Below are 15,449 nucleotides of genomic sequence, written 5' to 3'. Positions count from 1 at the left end.
GTCCTTCGACGTCGATGTAGCACATATTTTGTACGACAACCTATGTACGACATGGGTAAGCACAGTTCCCCTCGCGACAGAGGCGCTAGTTGCCACGGGACATACCCAAAGGTTCGTCCAAAAACTGGACATGTCTAATTTTTGGACGTATAGTGTTTACTGTAAGCAACACAGGCACCCCACACCAAGGAGACCACCATGGGCACCGAAAACTTCTGGACACGCCACGCACTCGCCAACGACTACCACGGCGGAAACCCCCACGAAGCCCGCCTCATAGCCGAAGAAAACAGCGGGCGCGGCATAAAAACCTGCATCGACTGCGGCAGTGAAGCCCACTACCGCCACACCGTTGGTGCCCACCAGTGCATCGACTGCAGAACACTCAACCTCTAACCATTTATCAGGGGCGCGACTGACATAACGCGCACAACCCCACCCCTCTCAATAAGGAGACTGTTATGACCACCGCATCCCCCGTTGAAATCATCCTTGATGTTGATCAGTTTGGATCCACCGACCGCAAGCAGGTGCTTGGCGCGTTTGCTGATGGCCACTACATTCGGGAGGTGTTTGGCTCGATCCGCCCGCTGGTCGCACAGTCCATTCGTGCGCATGTGCAGGGGATCATGCCAAACAGGGGCGATTTGATTGAGCACGCTTTTGGCTATGGGCATGAGCGCCGAATTGCTGCGTATCGCAATGGGGCTGAATACCTCAACTCGGTTTATGCCGGTTATGGGGAGGCGCTGCCCACTGTTTATGAGATTAGTTTGAGGGATTTTTCTTAAAAGCCTGATCCGCTGTTTCACACCCGACGCTGCCGTGGGGTGTTTTTTTGTTTTCCGAGAAGGACTGTCCTGACATGGAAAGGGGCGACGAAACCCATCACCCCGCAGTGGGATGATGGGCATGTTTAGTGAAGTGGAAGCGCAGGCAATCATTGGTTTGCCTGCACTGTTTTTACACCTGCACGAAGGCAGGCTCCACGGGGACTGTGGGTGCAGGCTCCGCCTGCTCCAGAACGATGATGACCTGTGGCTCCGCCTGGTGTGTGGGGGATGTAGGGCCAGCGACATCGACCAGAAGTGCAAGTACAGCGACCAAGAGCATGAGTGCCTGCATTGAGAAATCTAGCGGTGGGGTTGATCCAAAAATATTGTTCATTCTTTGTCCTTATTTAATTTTTACATTTGTTTATAAAATTTCTTTCCGCACCTAAAAATAGATGACACTATCTAATATCAAACTAAAAATAGATGACACTATTTAATATCAAAACCGTGCAGCTTCTTGGGGTGCGTGAGTTTTTACTCCAAAATCAGGACTTTTTAGCGTTCCCCCAGCCCACAGTGAGGCGAGATAGCGCAAAAGGGGAAACTTAATCCTTTAAAACCGCAGGTCAAGCCACTCCCAAAAAATACTTTGTCCAAAAACTGGACATGTCTAGTTTTTGGACGTATGGTTTTAGTTGTAAGCACAACAGGAACCCACCACACACTCCCGAAAGGCATGACAATGACCATCAACACCACCTCCGCCGCATACAACTTCCAGGACGGCGCATGGCACGACGCAAACGGTGGGAAAGTCAGCGAAGACACCGCCATCATGGCATCCATTCGACGCTCCCCCGACTTCACCGTCGTCACCGCAGACAACATCGACGCCCTTTTCTAGGCCACCACACCGCAGGGGCGCGGTGTGCAGGCGCGCCCCACGATCCACCCATTAAGTGAAGGAAAAACGCCATGAACAACACACACGAAGCATTCAACACAGCTTGCGACCTCTACGAGGCGAAGCAGGAAAAACAGTGGGGCTACCACGCGGAGTACGCAGCAATCCGCACGGCAACAGGCATGGTGGATGATGTCCGCGACGCTGTAAAAGATTACCTCTCGGATGACATCAAAGTTTCCCCCGAACTGGCCTCCGAAATTATGGCAACGTTGTCTAATGCAGCGCGGGACGTGATTGGCGGGGTCGCGTTTTTCGACGCCAACCACTTCATCACCGCTGTTGCCGTTAACACTGATGTGTAGGAATGGTTGCCGGGTTTTGTAATGTGCCTGGTCAGGGTGTTGTATTTTGTATGACGTAGTACATATTTTGTAGTACGTCATACAAAATACATCGCCCAGCTGATCCAAACATTAGACACGTCTACAAAATGGACGTAAGCTATTTTTATCGACCACCCGCCCACTATCGACAGTATCGTCACCACCATCCCCGCAGGGCTAGATATGGAAAGCTAGATATGGATCGAGACGCAGAATTGGGGCTTGAAACAGTCCGCCAATCAGTCACAGACGTGACTATTCTTCCCCTGGAAAATGTCGCATTTACCGCCCAGAAAATCCAGGACGCCATCGCAGAGCATCACGCAGCAATCCGCGAAGCGCGCCTCGCAGGAGCGCCCCTGAAAGACATCACCGCAGCATCGCACTACAGTAGCCGCCAAAGCATCCACGACGTTCTGGATGGCAAGAAAAAGTAATCCGCAGCGCCAGGCCCGTGAAACCACTGAACCCACCTCCAAGGGTGGGTTTTCACGTTCCCCCACCTTTGTATTTTGCATTACGTCATACATATTACGTCGTACAAAATACGTCATACACACTCACAGGTGCGGACGTAAAGACTAGACTGTCCGCCAACAAACAGCCCCCGCACCTGCACAAACAGGAAACTAGCCCGCACAATTTTCCGGGCACCCACCACCTACCCCTTGGGATTCTAGATACATCAACGCAAGCAACACAGACTTGCACCGCACGTATCTAAGGAGAAACCATGACCGCTCAAGGCTTCATCGAAGATTTGCTGAAAGACATTCCCGAGTGGGTGGAAGACTACTACATCGTCAACCGCGAAGGTGACACTGTTGTCATCAAAGACTGGGTAGGCAACCGCACCTACCGAAGCCCCAACGATTGGGAGAATCCCCACGGCCACAGGGTCACTTTGGAGGATATGGAAGCTGCAGCCGACCAGTGGGCAGAGGAAGCGCTCAAAAATTGGGAGGATCAGGAGCCGGAGGATTTGAAGTCCGCGATGGCGTACACCAAAAAGAACTTTGATTTTGTGCGCCCCAGTGGAAACATCGCCCTATCGGTGTTCGGGTTTGCGACAGAAATCTGCACCGATACTTGGCCAATCTAGACCGTTGGTGAACCCACCTTTGGAGGTGGGTTTTTCATGTTCCCCCGCTTTGTATTTTGTATTACGTCATACATATTTCGTCGTACAAAATACGTCATATGCACCCGCAGGAGCGCACGTAAAGACCAGACTGTCCGCTCCCAACAGACGCGCCAACCTGCACAAACACCAAACCCGACCGTCTAACTTTCCGGGCACCCACCACCTGCCACTTGGGATTCTAGATACATCAACGCAAGCAACAAGGACTTGCACAGACCCAAAGGGGGGAAGCCATGACCGCTCAAGGATTTATCGAAGACCTACTGGCCGAAGCACCAGAATTGGTTGCAGGTCGCTACCGTGTCACCCGCAATGAAACCACCATCGTTGTGGAGGATTGGGTGGAGGACGGCGCTCCCCGCTTTGAGGAAGAGTGGAGGAACCCACATGGCTACAAGATCACCTTGGAGGAAATGGAGTCCGCAGCTGATCAGTGGGCGGAGGAAACCCTCACGCACTGGGAGGATCAGGAGCCGGAGGATCTAAAATCCGCGATGGCGTACACCAAAAAGAACTTTGATTTGGCCACGCCAAGCGAAAACATCGCTGTTGCAGTGTTCTCGTTTGCCACCAACATTTGTGCTGAATCGTGGGTGATTTAACCGCCAGAACAACTCGCACACTCCCACCCTTGTCGGTGGGTTTTCACGTTTCACTGCTTTGCATTTTGTAATACGTCATACATAGTACGTCGTACAAAATACGTCATACACGCCCGTATTTGCGGACGTAAAGACCAGACTGTCCGCAAATAAACCCCGCTCCCACCTGCATAAACACACAATGCCGCACACACAACATTCGGGCATCCACACCACCCCACAAGGAAATATAAGACATGTCAGAAAGACACGCACCAACACACGGAGGACGACATGCAGACCATTCTTGAAACCGAAGTTTTCAGCCTCACCCGACCCACCCACACCAAATCTCAGTCCGCGCACTGGATCAAGAACCTCACCTCCGCACTCAAGCTCCTCATGGAAACCAACGAAACCGCTGGCCTTCACTTTCAGCACGTCATCGTAAGCTACCTCAACCACTACGGCGAGGTTGCCGAAATTCGCGGTGTGGTCACCCGCGTATCTTTCAAAAGCTTCGTTGTCACCCACGACAGCGGACACCACCGCATTCACATGTCCATGGTGACCAGCCTGCAGATCATGGATGTTGATCCCGCCAGCCTGGAAGATCAGGATCTAGCCAACCTGGCGAACACCATGATCAACCACACCACCGTCGCCACCGCCACCCAACTACTTAACGCCATGTACAGCTGGGCTATGAGCAACATGGACACGAAGACTCCTGCAGACAGCAATGAGGTGCGTTTCCTCCTCCGTGACTACGCCCACGTCAACATGGACGAACTGGATTCCATGCTTATTCAGTTCAGCATTCACTTCGACTAGAAACACCAACACCCCTGCAGACACGTTCTGTAGGGGTGTTGTGGTCTCCAACTTCTTTCACAAACCCGCCCGAACTGTCCGCCACCACCCACCACGACCAGTGCAAACGCGCCCGAACTCGTGATCAGGCGCGGGCGGAAGCACCCACCTGCAGAAGACAATGAACCCAGATCGCCCCGAATACGCGACACTCGCCCACACAATTGGAGAACACCAGTGAGAGATTTCAGCCAGCGCTCAAGCACATGTTTAATATTTCTTGACAACGCCACCGAACGCCTAGACGAAGAACTCTGGCGACAGGTGGCCACGCCGGTGTTCACCCACGCAGCGCACTGTTTCCGTGCAGAATCAGTGTGGGCACCACACGTGAAAATCGACATACACAAAAAGAGCGACGGCGCTGTTCACGGCTACGTTACCGGCTATGTCAGCCACGTCGCCCACGACGGCACTATTGACCTGCACACCCGCACTGGCCTGCAGACCATCCAGGTTGGGGAGGTTCATTCCGTGGAGTTTTCCACCACCACCATCAACCAAGAGCGGGCGCATGAAGCCCTCAACCGCATGTTGCGTTACGTTGCCACCCCAACGACGTACAAGGAAACAGTCTCCGGCGACGCTTACATCCACTACGACGGCGCACCAGGGGTAAAAGTCACCACCGACGACATGGCACGCGGGTTGGAACGCTTCGTGGTCTCACCGCAGTTCACACAGGTCACCCACGCCCATAGGGCGGTTTTTGAGTACCTTTTCGACTTCAACCTAAGTTATCCGCCCGTTGAGGACGCACTGGCGTTTGCGGTGCTGTCACACGCCATAGACCACATTCAGGAACGCGACACTCCCCGCGCGTAACCACCCTATAACCCCGGACACACTGGCCTACAGGCCGGGGTTGTGCGCGCACATAAAGACCTAACTGTCCGTTACTAAAACAGCGTCAACCAGCATAAATGATTAATCGGTGCGGGTCTTTTTTGGGCACCCACACCACCCCACAAGGAAATATAAAACATGTCACAACGACACACCGAGTGATCCCACAAGGGGAGTCACGCCAAGCCCCGAAAGGCCAGAACATGTTCGACTACACCCCCGGCTACACCGACCAGTCCCTCAAGACCGGCAACGCCCTCATTCACACCCTCAAAGACTGTTCTAGCACCCTCCCCCTCGACGGCTTCGCCAACGGCACCATGCACGTCAACAGCGAAGGACGCACCGTAGACTTCAACTGGTTGCATGAAGCCACCGCCACCAACGACTCCGCGCTTTTGGTGCGTGTGACGTTCTCCCACGACAAGAACCGCAAACAGTACGACACGATGGTGACATTCTCCGAAGAAGCCAACGGCTTTGTGCGCACCGTGTTTAACCCTAATTCCGTGCTCATGCCGGTTCTGGCTGATCGTGCGCCCGTAGCGCGGTTTGGGGTGAAAAGCTTCGCCAGCTACATCACCGACGTGCTTACCGCCATTATGGAGCAGCGTTCACCAGCGTTTAGCCACTTGGCACGCTTTGAGGAGGCGCTGGAAGAGTTGAAGCTTTACCGCGCCCCCGTCATGGCGGGTGCTGCCTAAACTCACCCCAGTCCCGCGCCCACGGGTGCGGGACTGGTTTTATGTGACTGCAAGAACTGTCCGTTTCCCATGTATGCGGCATGTCCCCCAAAAAGGTCTTTACGTCCGGACTGTCCTGCCCCAAAAAGGAATCGACCTGCATGTTCCCCGTTTCCGCACCCCGCAGGTTCGGGCAGGTGACCAAGCCACGATGGAAAAGTGTTAACCACAGACAGGGAAACACACTCCCCGTCACCCCAACCCAAGGAGCACGAACCTCATGGCTGAAATCTGCACCCGCTGCAACGCCCTCCACCTCCCGGCACACGCCCCTGCCGTTCACCGCTTCAACCCCGAGCGCACCCAGTTCAGGGCGGTTGACGGCGAACTGTTTAAGACCCGCGCAGACGCACTACAACGCAACTGCAACATTGCAGCGAACGCCTATCCCACCCACCCGCACCACAACATTTAAGGACACACCATGAGCAACCTGCAGATCGTTATCAACCTCACCGAACAGCAAGCCGAAAAGCTAAAGACACTACACTCCCCTTACATCAACTGCGATGACATTGTGGCCGGCAAAGATCAGACCGCCAGCATTAACGTGCTGGAAGTCATTGATGACATGGAGGTCAACAGCTACACCCTGAACCCTGATGGCACCTACACCAAGGAGCAGCTGAACGACTTTGGGCAGGGTTGGAGCCTGTACGCCGAAGAAGATGGCGTAGAAGCGCAGTAAGCTCCCAGTGAGCTTCCCCTGGCCGTTGTGGCCGGGGGTTTTAAAAGTCTTTACGTCCAGACTGTCCGTGTTCTTCGTGTGTGGTGCCTGCGCACAATTGCAGCGCGGGTGGATCTGCGCTTTTGGTGCTTGCCGAGGTGGGTGCGCTCTGCCACTATGGGTGGTGTGCATTCTCCTATGAGATGGGGTGTACGACGGTTCATGGTTTGCAAGCACAATCTGTGAAAACCGCTGGGTGGGGTGCAACATTTGGGGTTGCGCCCCACCCTTTTTCTTGTTTCCTGGCCGGTGAATCGCCAGCCCCACAAACGTAATATGTCATACAAAATACATATAACAAACTACATATTACGACATATGTACGACAGGCCTACCTGAACCGTCCAACCACCCCAGCTCAGTAAACATACAGGTCAAAGCGCCGAAGTCCCCTTGTTGGTGAGCTCGAAAATCGGGCACAGGCAACAGCGGCCATGACATTCTGAGAACACAGCAGGCCAACAATTCCCAGCGTTGAACGCCTCACCCTTCTCAGAAAGCGACACCCTCATGAAGAATTTCCTTGTCACCTGGCAGATCGACGTTGACGCCGACAACCCCATCGAAGCAGCCTTAGAAGCAAAAAAGGTCTGCAACGGCATGGATTTCAACGCCGACAGCGCCAACGTCTTTTCCGTCACCGACCCGCAGACCAGCGAGTCATCCACCATCGACTTGAGCGAAACGACCCTGCCTTTTGAGGACATGCGTGCCACCGCAGATCAGCTAGTGGATTTTGAACTTTTCCACAATGAAAACATCAGAGACATTGAAGAGTGGGTTCTCAGGTGCCTGAACGTGCACGTCTACCCCGTCGTTAATCCCCTCACCGACTTCTTTTACGTCCTGGATGTTGCTAACCCAGAACTGAAAGAACTGTTTGCCAACTACAAGACACGCTTGAAGATTGTTAACGAACTTGACCATGAGTTTGAAACCCACCTAGATTTCATTGAATTCATCACCGACACGGGGTACTCAGGTGAGATTCCGGGAGTAACCATTGTCGTAGCTGAATATCTAGCCGACTCCGGTTATCCCACTGTGTCTTCTTTTTGCGCTGAACATGGGGTGAGTTTCGAAGACGTAAAGATCGCTTAACCCCGCGTTTCTCCGCACCCGCCCCTTAGGTTGTAGCACGTAATATGTCATACAAAATACATATTACGTGCTACGAAATACCGCTTTTCATAAAAGCCCAACCACTAACTGTCCACCACTTCACCAGCAAAAAACCACCCACAGCCCACAAAATTCGAGCACCTGCGCACGCCACAGTGCGAGTCTTAAACCATGATCAATTCAGAAGAAGACCGCAACGCTTTCCCTCGAATCATCACCGGCAAAGAAGCCGAAAACCTGATCGCAGACGCCACCCCAGGCCCGTGGGCCGCCACCATTGAATACCCATGCGTGTCCATTGTGGAAGTAGACGACGAGGATGGCCGAAACGCCACCGTCGCAGACTTCCCCAAGATGCACGAGGATGAACTTCACGTCACCCCAGATCACAATCTCATGGCAGCGTCGCCCGATTTGGCGCACACTGTCATCGCCCAGGCACAGCGCATTGCAGAGTTGGAGGCTGGCTCCGGCGCCGGTGTTTCAGCTGGGATCACAGAAACCCGCTGGATTGTTGAGTTCCGACTCCCCAGTGATGTGTGGAGGGTTGTGGAAGACAATCCAAGCAAAAAGGCCATCGACCTGTTCTGGCGTTTGAATGTGACGCTCAGTGGGATTCCAGCAGATAGAGCGCGTATGCGTAAGGTCACGACAGTCACCCAAGACCAAGATGTAACCCCGCGCCATGAGTGAGCAAATGTCGTTCGACTTCCGTGAACACGATTTGCCACCCATGTGGGATGGGAAAAAGGTTACGTGGAGTGATGATTGGGAGGTCTACGACCTGCACGTGTGCCCACCGCCGAAAGATAAGCGGACATGCACTTGCGGGAGTACCAAACCTATGTTGCGCAAACAGGGCGAAGTTGGCCCCTACAAAAGTGCCCACCGCGCCAAATACAACGAGCTTCGCACGCGGCCACTGTGGAGGTCTTTGACGGTGTTTCGCTGTTCGGAGTGTGAGTTGGATACGGTGCTGGACTTCAACGGGGATTTTTGGGAACTCGGGTTGGAGGATTACGGCGATCAAGGTTCGCATTTGATTGACACGACTTCGCTGTAGGTGCGGCATGGGGAAAGTGTGGTGAACGGTGCTGCACTTTCCTGTACTACGTCATATGTATTTTGTATTTTGTCATACGTTCAACTGTCCACACCGCGGCTGCAGCCACGTGGACTGTCCGCCTATCTAGCAGGGAAAACATCACTACCACCCGTATCGAATCGGGCATTCGTGCACACCCCAATGGGATTGTTTAAGCAGACCAGTTCAGCACACCCCTCCGAAAGGACACACCATGGCTGCAAAGAAGTTAACCGCCGAAGACGTCAAGCAGGCAATCCTCACCGCTGAAAAATCCTCACGCACCCTTGATCTATCAGGCCTAGATCTCAGAGACCTAGACCTCAGTGGCCTCAACTTCCGCAAAGCAACTCTGCGCAACACTAATTTCGCTAACTCCAACCTGAGCAGGGCAAACTTCGAGGAAGCTGACATGCGCTTCTCCAAGCTGAACGGGTCGTTGCTGAACGACACCAGCCTGCGTCACGCGAACCTAACAAAAGTCTCCCTATCTTCTGCACACTGCCAGTATGCCGACTTCCGAAACACCACCATGAGGGAGGTGACAGCGGACTACGCAGACTTCACCTGTGCATACTTCTTGGAGGCAGACCTAAGCGACTCCGACTTCTCCAACAGTGACTTCTATGACGCCTACATGTGGGCTGCCAACCTATCGAATGCGACGTTTGAAGCTGCCAATATGAAATGCACAAACCTGGGATTGACGAACTTGGTCAACACCTATTTTGGTGGTGTTTTGTTCTTCGATGCGGATCTGTATGAGGCCAATATGTGCAACACTTCTTTCGCTGGGGCGAATTTGGCTCAAGTTAATCGTTGGGATGGCCTGCAGTTGACCGGCTTGTACAAGTATCAAATTGACCTCACTCCGACAGCGGATGGTTGGAAAATTCGCTTTTTGGACTGGTTTGGCAGTCCTATGGAGCTGCGCACCATGATCGCGCAAGAAAATGGTTGGGTGGGAGTAGGGCCATCGGAGGTTGAGCGGGATAGGGAGCTTCTGCAGGTTGCTTTAAATGTGATTGACGCTCACATCGCCCAGCACCCGAATTCAGTGGAGTTGGCTAAGAAAGCAGCTCAGCGATGGACAACCAAGAAGACAATACGCTTTGGATTGGCGGTGTAAGTACCGCTGGTATGTAGTTTGTACGACGTAATATGTAATACATATTACGTCCTACATATTACTGAATGACACTTTGGAAAATCGGTCTTTACGTCCAGACTGTCCGCTAATCTACCTGCGGATACACCGTTTCTCCTCCTCTTATCTACCAGAAAACCGGGCAGTCATTTCAGCGGCCATGGGACTGTGGATCATGAAAGATTCACCAAGGCACACAGAAAAGGACACGCCATGACAGCCAAGAAAACCGTCAAAGACGTAGAGAACATCATCCGGGAAACCCGCATCGGGGATGAACAGATTCCCCTCAAAATGCTCAATGAGGCTCTTGCGAAAGCTCGGGAATTAGCGAGGATTCCCAACCTGTCGGGTCTTGATTTGAGCGGACTCGATCTCCGTGGAGTCAACCTTGGGGGAGTGAACCTCTCCAACTCGAACCTCTCTAAAGCAAACCTCTCCAAGGTGAACCTGCAGTACGCGCAACTGTCTGGGGCAAACCTGTCTCATGCCAATTTGAGTAACGCTTTGCTAGGAAAAACTAACCTTCATGATGCAAAGCTCAACGGGGCAGATTTGAGTAACGCTGTTTTATCTGGCGCATCATGCCTATACACAACGTTCAACGACGCAAACATGCAGAATCTGAATGCGTATAAAACACGGTTCACGTGCTGCAGATTTGTAAATGCAGACCTGCAGGGCGCGCAGATGCACGGAGCAAACCTTTTCGACGCTGACATGCGCGGGGCAAACCTGTCTAAGGCGAAGTTGGATGACTCAAACATGCACAGCACCCGACTGCAGGGCGCAAACCTCAATGGCACTAATTTGAGTGAGGTTTTGTTGCGGTTTGCAGATCTGCACGACACATACGCCCCTAGGCTCATTCTTGCCGGTGCCAATCTGGATCGGGTGGAGGGCTGGAACGGTTTGCAGGTGACCGGATTGACCCAACACCAAATTGGTTTGGAGCCAACTGCGCGAGGCTGGCAGGCGCGTGTCGATAGCTGGTTTGGCAGTCTCAGTGATTTGCAGAAAGTCATCACACAAGGGAAGTGGGGCGAATTCGATATTGAGGACGCGCCTGAGAATGGGAAGATTTTTGAGGGTGTTCTGGCTTTGATGGAACTGCATATCGCCACCCATCCGCAGGCGCTTGAGCAGGCGCGGGAAGCAGCCAAAAAGTGGGCTAACAAGTAAACAGAAATGGGTGGTGGGTTGGCTGTTGTGGCTGACCTGCCACCTTTGTATTTTGTAATACGTCATACATATTACGTCGTACAAAATATGTCATACATGTGACTGTCCAGGGATTTTATGAAATTCAGTGACAATTCCCCGCATTACTGGCCTGCCACTTGCAGCCTCGGGCAATCGGTAAGTATGTCTTGGGATGCTTATGCCATGAACATTTCCGGCACACTCGCCAACCCCAACAGCTCCTGGACTCCGCGCACATTCGCCAACCAGGTTTTCAACCTTCGGATCGCCATCACCTACAACCTGAGCCTCAACGAGGGGGAAAAAGATTTCATTGCGTTGTGCATGGATATTCCCCAACTCGCACCCCAGTTCCTTCCAGTCGCCGCCAACGTGCGCGAAGACTTTTGGATCAGTATTGCTGACCGTGCCACCAGTCCACACGCCCGCACCAGCGCACTGTTCTATGCCCTTCAAAGTCGTATCGCCCACGGTGGCGCTGATCTTGTTGGATCCATGAATCGTCTTGCTGAGTCCGCGCCCACAGTAGGGGAGTACTGGTGCCGAGCCGTGGTGGAATCCCTCACCGTGGACTGTGGGAGGGTGGGGCGAATGGCTCTACTTTCGGTCGCTGTAGACGATTTGAGGAAGAGGTTCCTGGTTTCCCAGTATGAGGATCTGCGTATCGGTTCACAGATGGCGGTGGAAGCATTACAGGGGAGTTCCACCTGCCAGTGCCACAACTAGCCAGTTTGCATTTTGTATGACGTAATACATATTACGTCGTACAAAATACGTCATACACTCCCCTTATTGAGGACGTAAAGACCGGACTGTCCGCCAACAAACAACGCCACCACCTGCACAAACCAACAACGCCGCGAACATGTTTTCCGGGCACCCCAACAGCGGTGGGTGGGAATATTTATTTATCAACTTCACCAGAAAGAAAGACGCAAAGGAGAAAACAATGAAGATCACCAGCTGGCACATCAACGCTTTTCTAACCCACCTTCTCGACTCCGCCCACCCACTTGAGCCTTTAACGTGGACTGCCATTCCCACCGCCGTTGACCGCGCACTGACGGACAAAGATAGTGGACTGTTCTTCTGGCCAGGTAGCGCACCGCTGCGTTCCCTAACCCCTGAGACCGTCAACCGCGTGTCCCGCATCCTCATTGAGGGGCTGCATTTGGGTGATCTTGCTGGCTCCCACCGTTTTGAGCGTGTTCAGCCTGGTGGCATTGATCGCGTCCTTGAAGCGCTTGTTGGACGCGCTGCGGAAAAGTCGTTCAACAACAGTGAGGTGCTGGCGTTTCTCAACGCTGCCCACGGCCTTATTTCCTCCCAGAAACGCCCGCTGCGTCACGCTCGCTAACAGGTGATGATGTTTTGTGGCGTGGTGCGAAAAGCGTTTTTCGCACCACGTCCCTTTTGGGGCGCTCCAACAATCCCCCACAACCATGAATGAGAGTTTTATCGTGTCCAGACCATCCCACAACGCTTTTTGGGACATGTGCGGTGTCATCGCCGGTCGGCAAGCCTGCCTGAAAGCGTTGGTGTTACCCAACTCCCACGGCCTGCCAGTTATCCACGTCCATATTCCGGGGCGTGCTGTGGATATTTTTCTTCACGCGGTTGGTGATGGTGGGGTGTTTTTCGTGGCAGACGATGGGGGCATCGTTGTGGACGTGGCGCGGGTTGCTGTGGAGTCCGGTTTTTTCGATGATGCGCCCGCCTCCCAAGAGGTTGTTGATGGGGAAGTGGTGGAGGTGTACCGGCTTTCCGCTCGTGCTCAGGAGTGGTTGTGTCAGTCGGTGTTGGCCTGAGTTCGGTGGGCGTTTCAAACAGTGAGTGGCTTGTATTTTGTATTACGTCATACATATTACGTCGTACAAAATACGTCATACGCACCCACAGGGGCGGACGTAAAGACCGGACTGTCCGCCAACAAACCATGCCACCACCTGCACAAACCAACAACGCCGCACACACATTTTCCGGGCACCCACACCCTGCCAGGTGACAAAGTATTAAACAGAACAACCGCACAGCAACCGGCACAGCGGACACACCAAGGAGACCAACATGACCAACACCATCACCCCAAACTGGACTGTCACCGCCACCATCGACGGCGAAGCCATCGCACTCGATGTTTCCGCTGCGCGATACACAACCAACAACCGCCTTGCCGTTCAGCTCTACGTGGCAGAGGGGGAGGACGCCGGGGAACTCTACGATGACCTCACCATCAACAGCGACGACATCATCCTGTTTGATGCGGACAACGTGGCTGTCATCAACCCCAACATCAACGACAGTGTTGTTCAAGCCATGATTGACGGCGGTTTCTTGGAGGCCGAACCTTTCGGTGGCTGCGCCATTGGTGGCCGACCAACCGCCATCTACGAACTGACTGACAAGGCGTGGGATTGGGTGGGGGAGCGCACCAACTCCGGGCAGTAGTTTCACCTCACTTGCGACCATGTTCTTATCGCCACTCCACAAGGGGGTGGCACCCAATCCGAAAGGACTTTCATCATGACCACTGTTACCACCGCCGAAGACCGTGCACGAGCGCAAGAGGTTGCGTCCATCATTAACAGCCAGATTCATCGGGGTGTGTTGATGTCTTTGGGTGCCAGCGGTTTGATTGCCACCATTTTCGAGGGAATGTCTGCGTTGATGTTTGACGCGCGAATCCTGCCCTTCAACAAGAACGGTGAACGTGCTGCACGTCCGGCGAAGATGAAGGTGTTTGTGGCGTTGGGTGGGGATGACACGTACACCGTTGTTGCCGTGAATAAGGGTGTTGATCATGCGCGTAAAACTACGGTCTATGCCGATGATTTGAACGCTGTTTTGCTTGCCCTTGATTTTGATGGTGCGGAGCCGTTTAACCCGCGCTACACCCACTAAAACGCTGCGTAATATGTATGACGTAATACAAAATACATATTACGTCATACATTTCCCACTGTTGTGAAACCATATTTCACGACAGTGGGCGTTGCCTTTCAGCCTGGTCAACACACATTCCCTGCCACAACCCCCGCACCTTACTTGTCTCCACACCAAGCCCAACAAGCCAGCACCCACCCACGTGATTTGTCATATGTCATACAAAATACATACGACACCACACGCGAAAAAAGGGACGTAAAGACCGAACTGTCCGGAATTCGTCCACACCCATGGAATACGGTAGACACAAACAAAACAACCCCCAAGGCAGGACATAATGACCCCACACACCACCGCCCCACGCCACCGCGAATTCTCCTCCCGCCGTGCCCAAGTTCAGGAACAAATCACCCAAGAATTCCTCGAATACACCACCACCGGAGCGCTCGCACAAATCCAGGACATCCTCAACGCCGTCAACACACTGGCCCAGGACGGCCCTGCCAACTCCGACACCCTCATGAACATCGGGGAAGCCATGATGATCGCCTCCAAGCTGGCCGATGAAGTCACCAAATCATGCGCTGCGGAAGCCACAGCCATCGACGTTAACCCCCGCGACGCCGCGAAAACCATCAGAATCAGCCCCAACACCCTGAAAAAGTGGATCGACAAAGACGACCACACTGTCGAACTACCCGACAACCCGTGGTGGATCACCACGCCAAACACCACCCCAGAGGCCGCCGACGTTGAACCACTGTCCGCCACCCTCTCAGAGGAACGCTCAGAGGAACGCTCCGAGGTTGCCACCCCAACCATCGACGCAGACACACCCAACACCGAAGAAACCGTGGTCAACACCCCAGCACACACGCCTGAACAGCTCCCCTTCGACAACCACACGCCCGAAGCACTCCCAGAAACGCCCAACCAACCCGCACCCCACGACCCAACTGTCCGCCACACCCCAACACAAAACCCCAGCTAAACCACACACCACCCACCAATAACTTCGGGCACCCCA

24 protein-coding genes are annotated in these 15,449 nt (G+C 53.5%); 23 read left to right on the top strand and 1 reads right to left on the bottom strand.

Going from position 1 to position 15,449, the window contains the following annotated elements; all coding sequences use genetic code 11:
- The first annotated feature begins 198 nt into the window (after positions 1–198).
- Positions 199–396: a hypothetical protein gene (locus tag ccrud_RS14375; RefSeq protein WP_066570361.1), complete on the top strand. Its 198-nt coding sequence runs from the start codon at positions 199–201 to the stop codon at positions 394–396.
- Between the two features lie 65 nt (positions 397–461).
- On the top strand, positions 462–791 hold the full coding sequence (locus tag ccrud_RS14370; RefSeq protein WP_066570358.1) for a hypothetical protein: 330 nt from the start codon (positions 462–464) through the stop codon (positions 789–791).
- Positions 792–963: 172 nt separating this feature from the next.
- Here ccrud_RS14370 and ccrud_RS14365 read toward each other — a convergent pair whose 3' ends face one another.
- Entirely contained in the window at positions 964–1,167 is a 204-nt protein-coding gene (locus ccrud_RS14365; protein ID WP_066570350.1) for a hypothetical protein, read from the bottom strand.
- 351 nt (positions 1,168–1,518) lie between these two features.
- Here ccrud_RS14365 and ccrud_RS15480 point away from each other — a divergent pair, with 351 nt between their 5' ends.
- The 21 genes from ccrud_RS15480 to ccrud_RS14265 all read left to right on the top strand — a co-directional run bounded on the left by ccrud_RS15480 (position 1,519) and on the right by ccrud_RS14265 (position 15,413).
- Positions 1,519–1,680 carry a hypothetical protein gene (locus ccrud_RS15480; RefSeq protein WP_157776048.1) on the top strand — a complete coding sequence of 54 codons (162 nt, stop codon included), beginning with the start codon at positions 1,519–1,521 and terminating at the stop codon, positions 1,678–1,680.
- A 71-nt stretch (positions 1,681–1,751) separates the two neighbouring features.
- A complete protein-coding gene (locus ccrud_RS14360) occupies positions 1,752–2,045 on the top strand; it encodes a hypothetical protein (RefSeq protein WP_066570347.1) in 294 nt (97 codons plus the stop codon).
- Positions 2,046–2,263: 218 nt separating this feature from the next.
- A complete protein-coding gene (locus ccrud_RS14355; RefSeq protein ID WP_066570345.1) occupies positions 2,264–2,503 on the top strand; it encodes a hypothetical protein in 240 nt (79 codons plus the stop codon).
- Between the two features lie 296 nt (positions 2,504–2,799).
- Entirely contained in the window at positions 2,800–3,168 is a 369-nt protein-coding gene (locus ccrud_RS14350) for a hypothetical protein (protein WP_066570342.1), read from the top strand.
- A gap of 275 nt (positions 3,169–3,443) precedes the next feature.
- Complete coding sequence (locus tag ccrud_RS14345) at positions 3,444–3,812, top strand: hypothetical protein (protein ID WP_066570339.1); 369 nt, start codon at positions 3,444–3,446, stop codon at positions 3,810–3,812.
- 273 nt (positions 3,813–4,085) lie between these two features.
- Positions 4,086–4,625 carry a hypothetical protein gene (locus ccrud_RS14340; protein WP_066570337.1) on the top strand — a complete coding sequence of 180 codons (540 nt, stop codon included), beginning with the start codon at positions 4,086–4,088 and terminating at the stop codon, positions 4,623–4,625.
- Between the two features lie 216 nt (positions 4,626–4,841).
- Positions 4,842–5,489, top strand: coding sequence for a hypothetical protein (locus ccrud_RS14335; RefSeq protein ID WP_157776047.1), 648 nt, complete (start codon positions 4,842–4,844; stop codon positions 5,487–5,489).
- Positions 5,490–5,668: 179 nt separating this feature from the next.
- Positions 5,669–6,214: a hypothetical protein gene (locus ccrud_RS14330; protein WP_157776046.1), complete on the top strand. Its 546-nt coding sequence runs from the start codon at positions 5,669–5,671 to the stop codon at positions 6,212–6,214.
- Positions 6,215–6,473: 259 nt separating this feature from the next.
- Entirely contained in the window at positions 6,474–6,668 is a 195-nt protein-coding gene (locus ccrud_RS14325) for a hypothetical protein (RefSeq protein ID WP_066570315.1), read from the top strand.
- A 9-nt stretch (positions 6,669–6,677) separates the two neighbouring features.
- Complete coding sequence (locus ccrud_RS14320) at positions 6,678–6,941, top strand: hypothetical protein (protein WP_066570311.1); 264 nt, start codon at positions 6,678–6,680, stop codon at positions 6,939–6,941.
- Between the two features lie 549 nt (positions 6,942–7,490).
- Positions 7,491–8,081 (top strand): hypothetical protein, encoded by a 591-nt coding sequence (locus ccrud_RS14315; RefSeq protein WP_066570308.1) that lies wholly within the window; start codon positions 7,491–7,493, stop codon positions 8,079–8,081.
- A 192-nt stretch (positions 8,082–8,273) separates the two neighbouring features.
- A complete protein-coding gene (locus ccrud_RS14310) occupies positions 8,274–8,795 on the top strand; it encodes a hypothetical protein (RefSeq protein WP_066570305.1) in 522 nt (173 codons plus the stop codon).
- On the top strand, positions 8,788–9,165 hold the full coding sequence (locus ccrud_RS14305; RefSeq protein ID WP_066570299.1) for a hypothetical protein: 378 nt from the start codon (positions 8,788–8,790) through the stop codon (positions 9,163–9,165). The genes ccrud_RS14310 and ccrud_RS14305 overlap by 8 nt, the downstream gene beginning before the upstream one ends.
- A gap of 235 nt (positions 9,166–9,400) precedes the next feature.
- The gene (locus ccrud_RS14300; RefSeq protein WP_066570296.1) at positions 9,401–10,315 is read left to right on the top strand and encodes a pentapeptide repeat-containing protein; all 915 of its coding nucleotides are present in this window, start codon (positions 9,401–9,403) and stop codon (positions 10,313–10,315) included.
- 231 nt (positions 10,316–10,546) lie between these two features.
- Entirely contained in the window at positions 10,547–11,515 is a 969-nt protein-coding gene (locus tag ccrud_RS14295; protein WP_066570292.1) for a pentapeptide repeat-containing protein, read from the top strand.
- Positions 11,516–11,719: 204 nt separating this feature from the next.
- On the top strand, positions 11,720–12,262 hold the full coding sequence (locus ccrud_RS14290; RefSeq protein ID WP_157776045.1) for a hypothetical protein: 543 nt from the start codon (positions 11,720–11,722) through the stop codon (positions 12,260–12,262).
- Positions 12,263–12,485: 223 nt separating this feature from the next.
- Positions 12,486–12,893 (top strand): hypothetical protein, encoded by a 408-nt coding sequence (locus tag ccrud_RS14285; RefSeq protein WP_066570290.1) that lies wholly within the window; start codon positions 12,486–12,488, stop codon positions 12,891–12,893.
- Between the two features lie 103 nt (positions 12,894–12,996).
- Complete coding sequence (locus ccrud_RS14280; protein WP_169816490.1) at positions 12,997–13,344, top strand: hypothetical protein; 348 nt, start codon at positions 12,997–12,999, stop codon at positions 13,342–13,344.
- A gap of 259 nt (positions 13,345–13,603) precedes the next feature.
- Entirely contained in the window at positions 13,604–13,984 is a 381-nt protein-coding gene (locus ccrud_RS14275; RefSeq protein WP_066570276.1) for a hypothetical protein, read from the top strand.
- Positions 13,985–14,059: 75 nt separating this feature from the next.
- On the top strand, positions 14,060–14,437 hold the full coding sequence (locus ccrud_RS14270) for a hypothetical protein (RefSeq protein ID WP_066570273.1): 378 nt from the start codon (positions 14,060–14,062) through the stop codon (positions 14,435–14,437).
- Positions 14,438–14,759: 322 nt separating this feature from the next.
- Positions 14,760–15,413, top strand: coding sequence for a hypothetical protein (locus ccrud_RS14265; protein WP_066570269.1), 654 nt, complete (start codon positions 14,760–14,762; stop codon positions 15,411–15,413).
- Positions 15,414–15,449 lie beyond the last annotated feature (36 nt).

This window comes from Corynebacterium crudilactis, from assembly GCF_001643015.1.
In the GTDB taxonomy this organism is placed as follows: Bacteria; Actinomycetota; Actinomycetes; order Mycobacteriales; family Mycobacteriaceae; genus Corynebacterium; species Corynebacterium crudilactis.
This window is presented reverse-complemented; position numbering and strand designations above follow the sequence as displayed.

Coding starts and splice junctions, on each gene's coding strand:
- ccrud_RS14345 (WP_066570339.1), top strand. CDS start 3,444: ATGACCGCTCAAGGATTTATCGAAGACCTACTGGCCGAAGCACCAGAA.
- ccrud_RS14310 (WP_066570305.1), top strand. CDS start 8,274: ATGATCAATTCAGAAGAAGACCGCAACGCTTTCCCTCGAATCATCACC.
- ccrud_RS14365 (WP_066570350.1), bottom strand. CDS start 1,167: ATGAACAATATTTTTGGATCAACCCCACCGCTAGATTTCTCAATGCAG.
- ccrud_RS14285 (WP_066570290.1), top strand. CDS start 12,486: ATGAAGATCACCAGCTGGCACATCAACGCTTTTCTAACCCACCTTCTC.
- ccrud_RS14275 (WP_066570276.1), top strand. CDS start 13,604: ATGACCAACACCATCACCCCAAACTGGACTGTCACCGCCACCATCGAC.
- ccrud_RS15480 (WP_157776048.1), top strand. CDS start 1,519: ATGACCATCAACACCACCTCCGCCGCATACAACTTCCAGGACGGCGCA.
- ccrud_RS14375 (WP_066570361.1), top strand. CDS start 199: ATGGGCACCGAAAACTTCTGGACACGCCACGCACTCGCCAACGACTAC.
- ccrud_RS14300 (WP_066570296.1), top strand. CDS start 9,401: ATGGCTGCAAAGAAGTTAACCGCCGAAGACGTCAAGCAGGCAATCCTC.
- ccrud_RS14320 (WP_066570311.1), top strand. CDS start 6,678: ATGAGCAACCTGCAGATCGTTATCAACCTCACCGAACAGCAAGCCGAA.
- ccrud_RS14270 (WP_066570273.1), top strand. CDS start 14,060: ATGACCACTGTTACCACCGCCGAAGACCGTGCACGAGCGCAAGAGGTT.
- ccrud_RS14290 (WP_157776045.1), top strand. CDS start 11,720: ATGAACATTTCCGGCACACTCGCCAACCCCAACAGCTCCTGGACTCCG.
- ccrud_RS14370 (WP_066570358.1), top strand. CDS start 462: ATGACCACCGCATCCCCCGTTGAAATCATCCTTGATGTTGATCAGTTT.
- ccrud_RS14325 (WP_066570315.1), top strand. CDS start 6,474: ATGGCTGAAATCTGCACCCGCTGCAACGCCCTCCACCTCCCGGCACAC.
- ccrud_RS14295 (WP_066570292.1), top strand. CDS start 10,547: ATGACAGCCAAGAAAACCGTCAAAGACGTAGAGAACATCATCCGGGAA.
- ccrud_RS14305 (WP_066570299.1), top strand. CDS start 8,788: ATGAGTGAGCAAATGTCGTTCGACTTCCGTGAACACGATTTGCCACCC.
- ccrud_RS14360 (WP_066570347.1), top strand. CDS start 1,752: ATGAACAACACACACGAAGCATTCAACACAGCTTGCGACCTCTACGAG.
- ccrud_RS14355 (WP_066570345.1), top strand. CDS start 2,264: ATGGATCGAGACGCAGAATTGGGGCTTGAAACAGTCCGCCAATCAGTC.
- ccrud_RS14315 (WP_066570308.1), top strand. CDS start 7,491: ATGAAGAATTTCCTTGTCACCTGGCAGATCGACGTTGACGCCGACAAC.
- ccrud_RS14340 (WP_066570337.1), top strand. CDS start 4,086: ATGCAGACCATTCTTGAAACCGAAGTTTTCAGCCTCACCCGACCCACC.
- ccrud_RS14350 (WP_066570342.1), top strand. CDS start 2,800: ATGACCGCTCAAGGCTTCATCGAAGATTTGCTGAAAGACATTCCCGAG.
- ccrud_RS14265 (WP_066570269.1), top strand. CDS start 14,760: ATGACCCCACACACCACCGCCCCACGCCACCGCGAATTCTCCTCCCGC.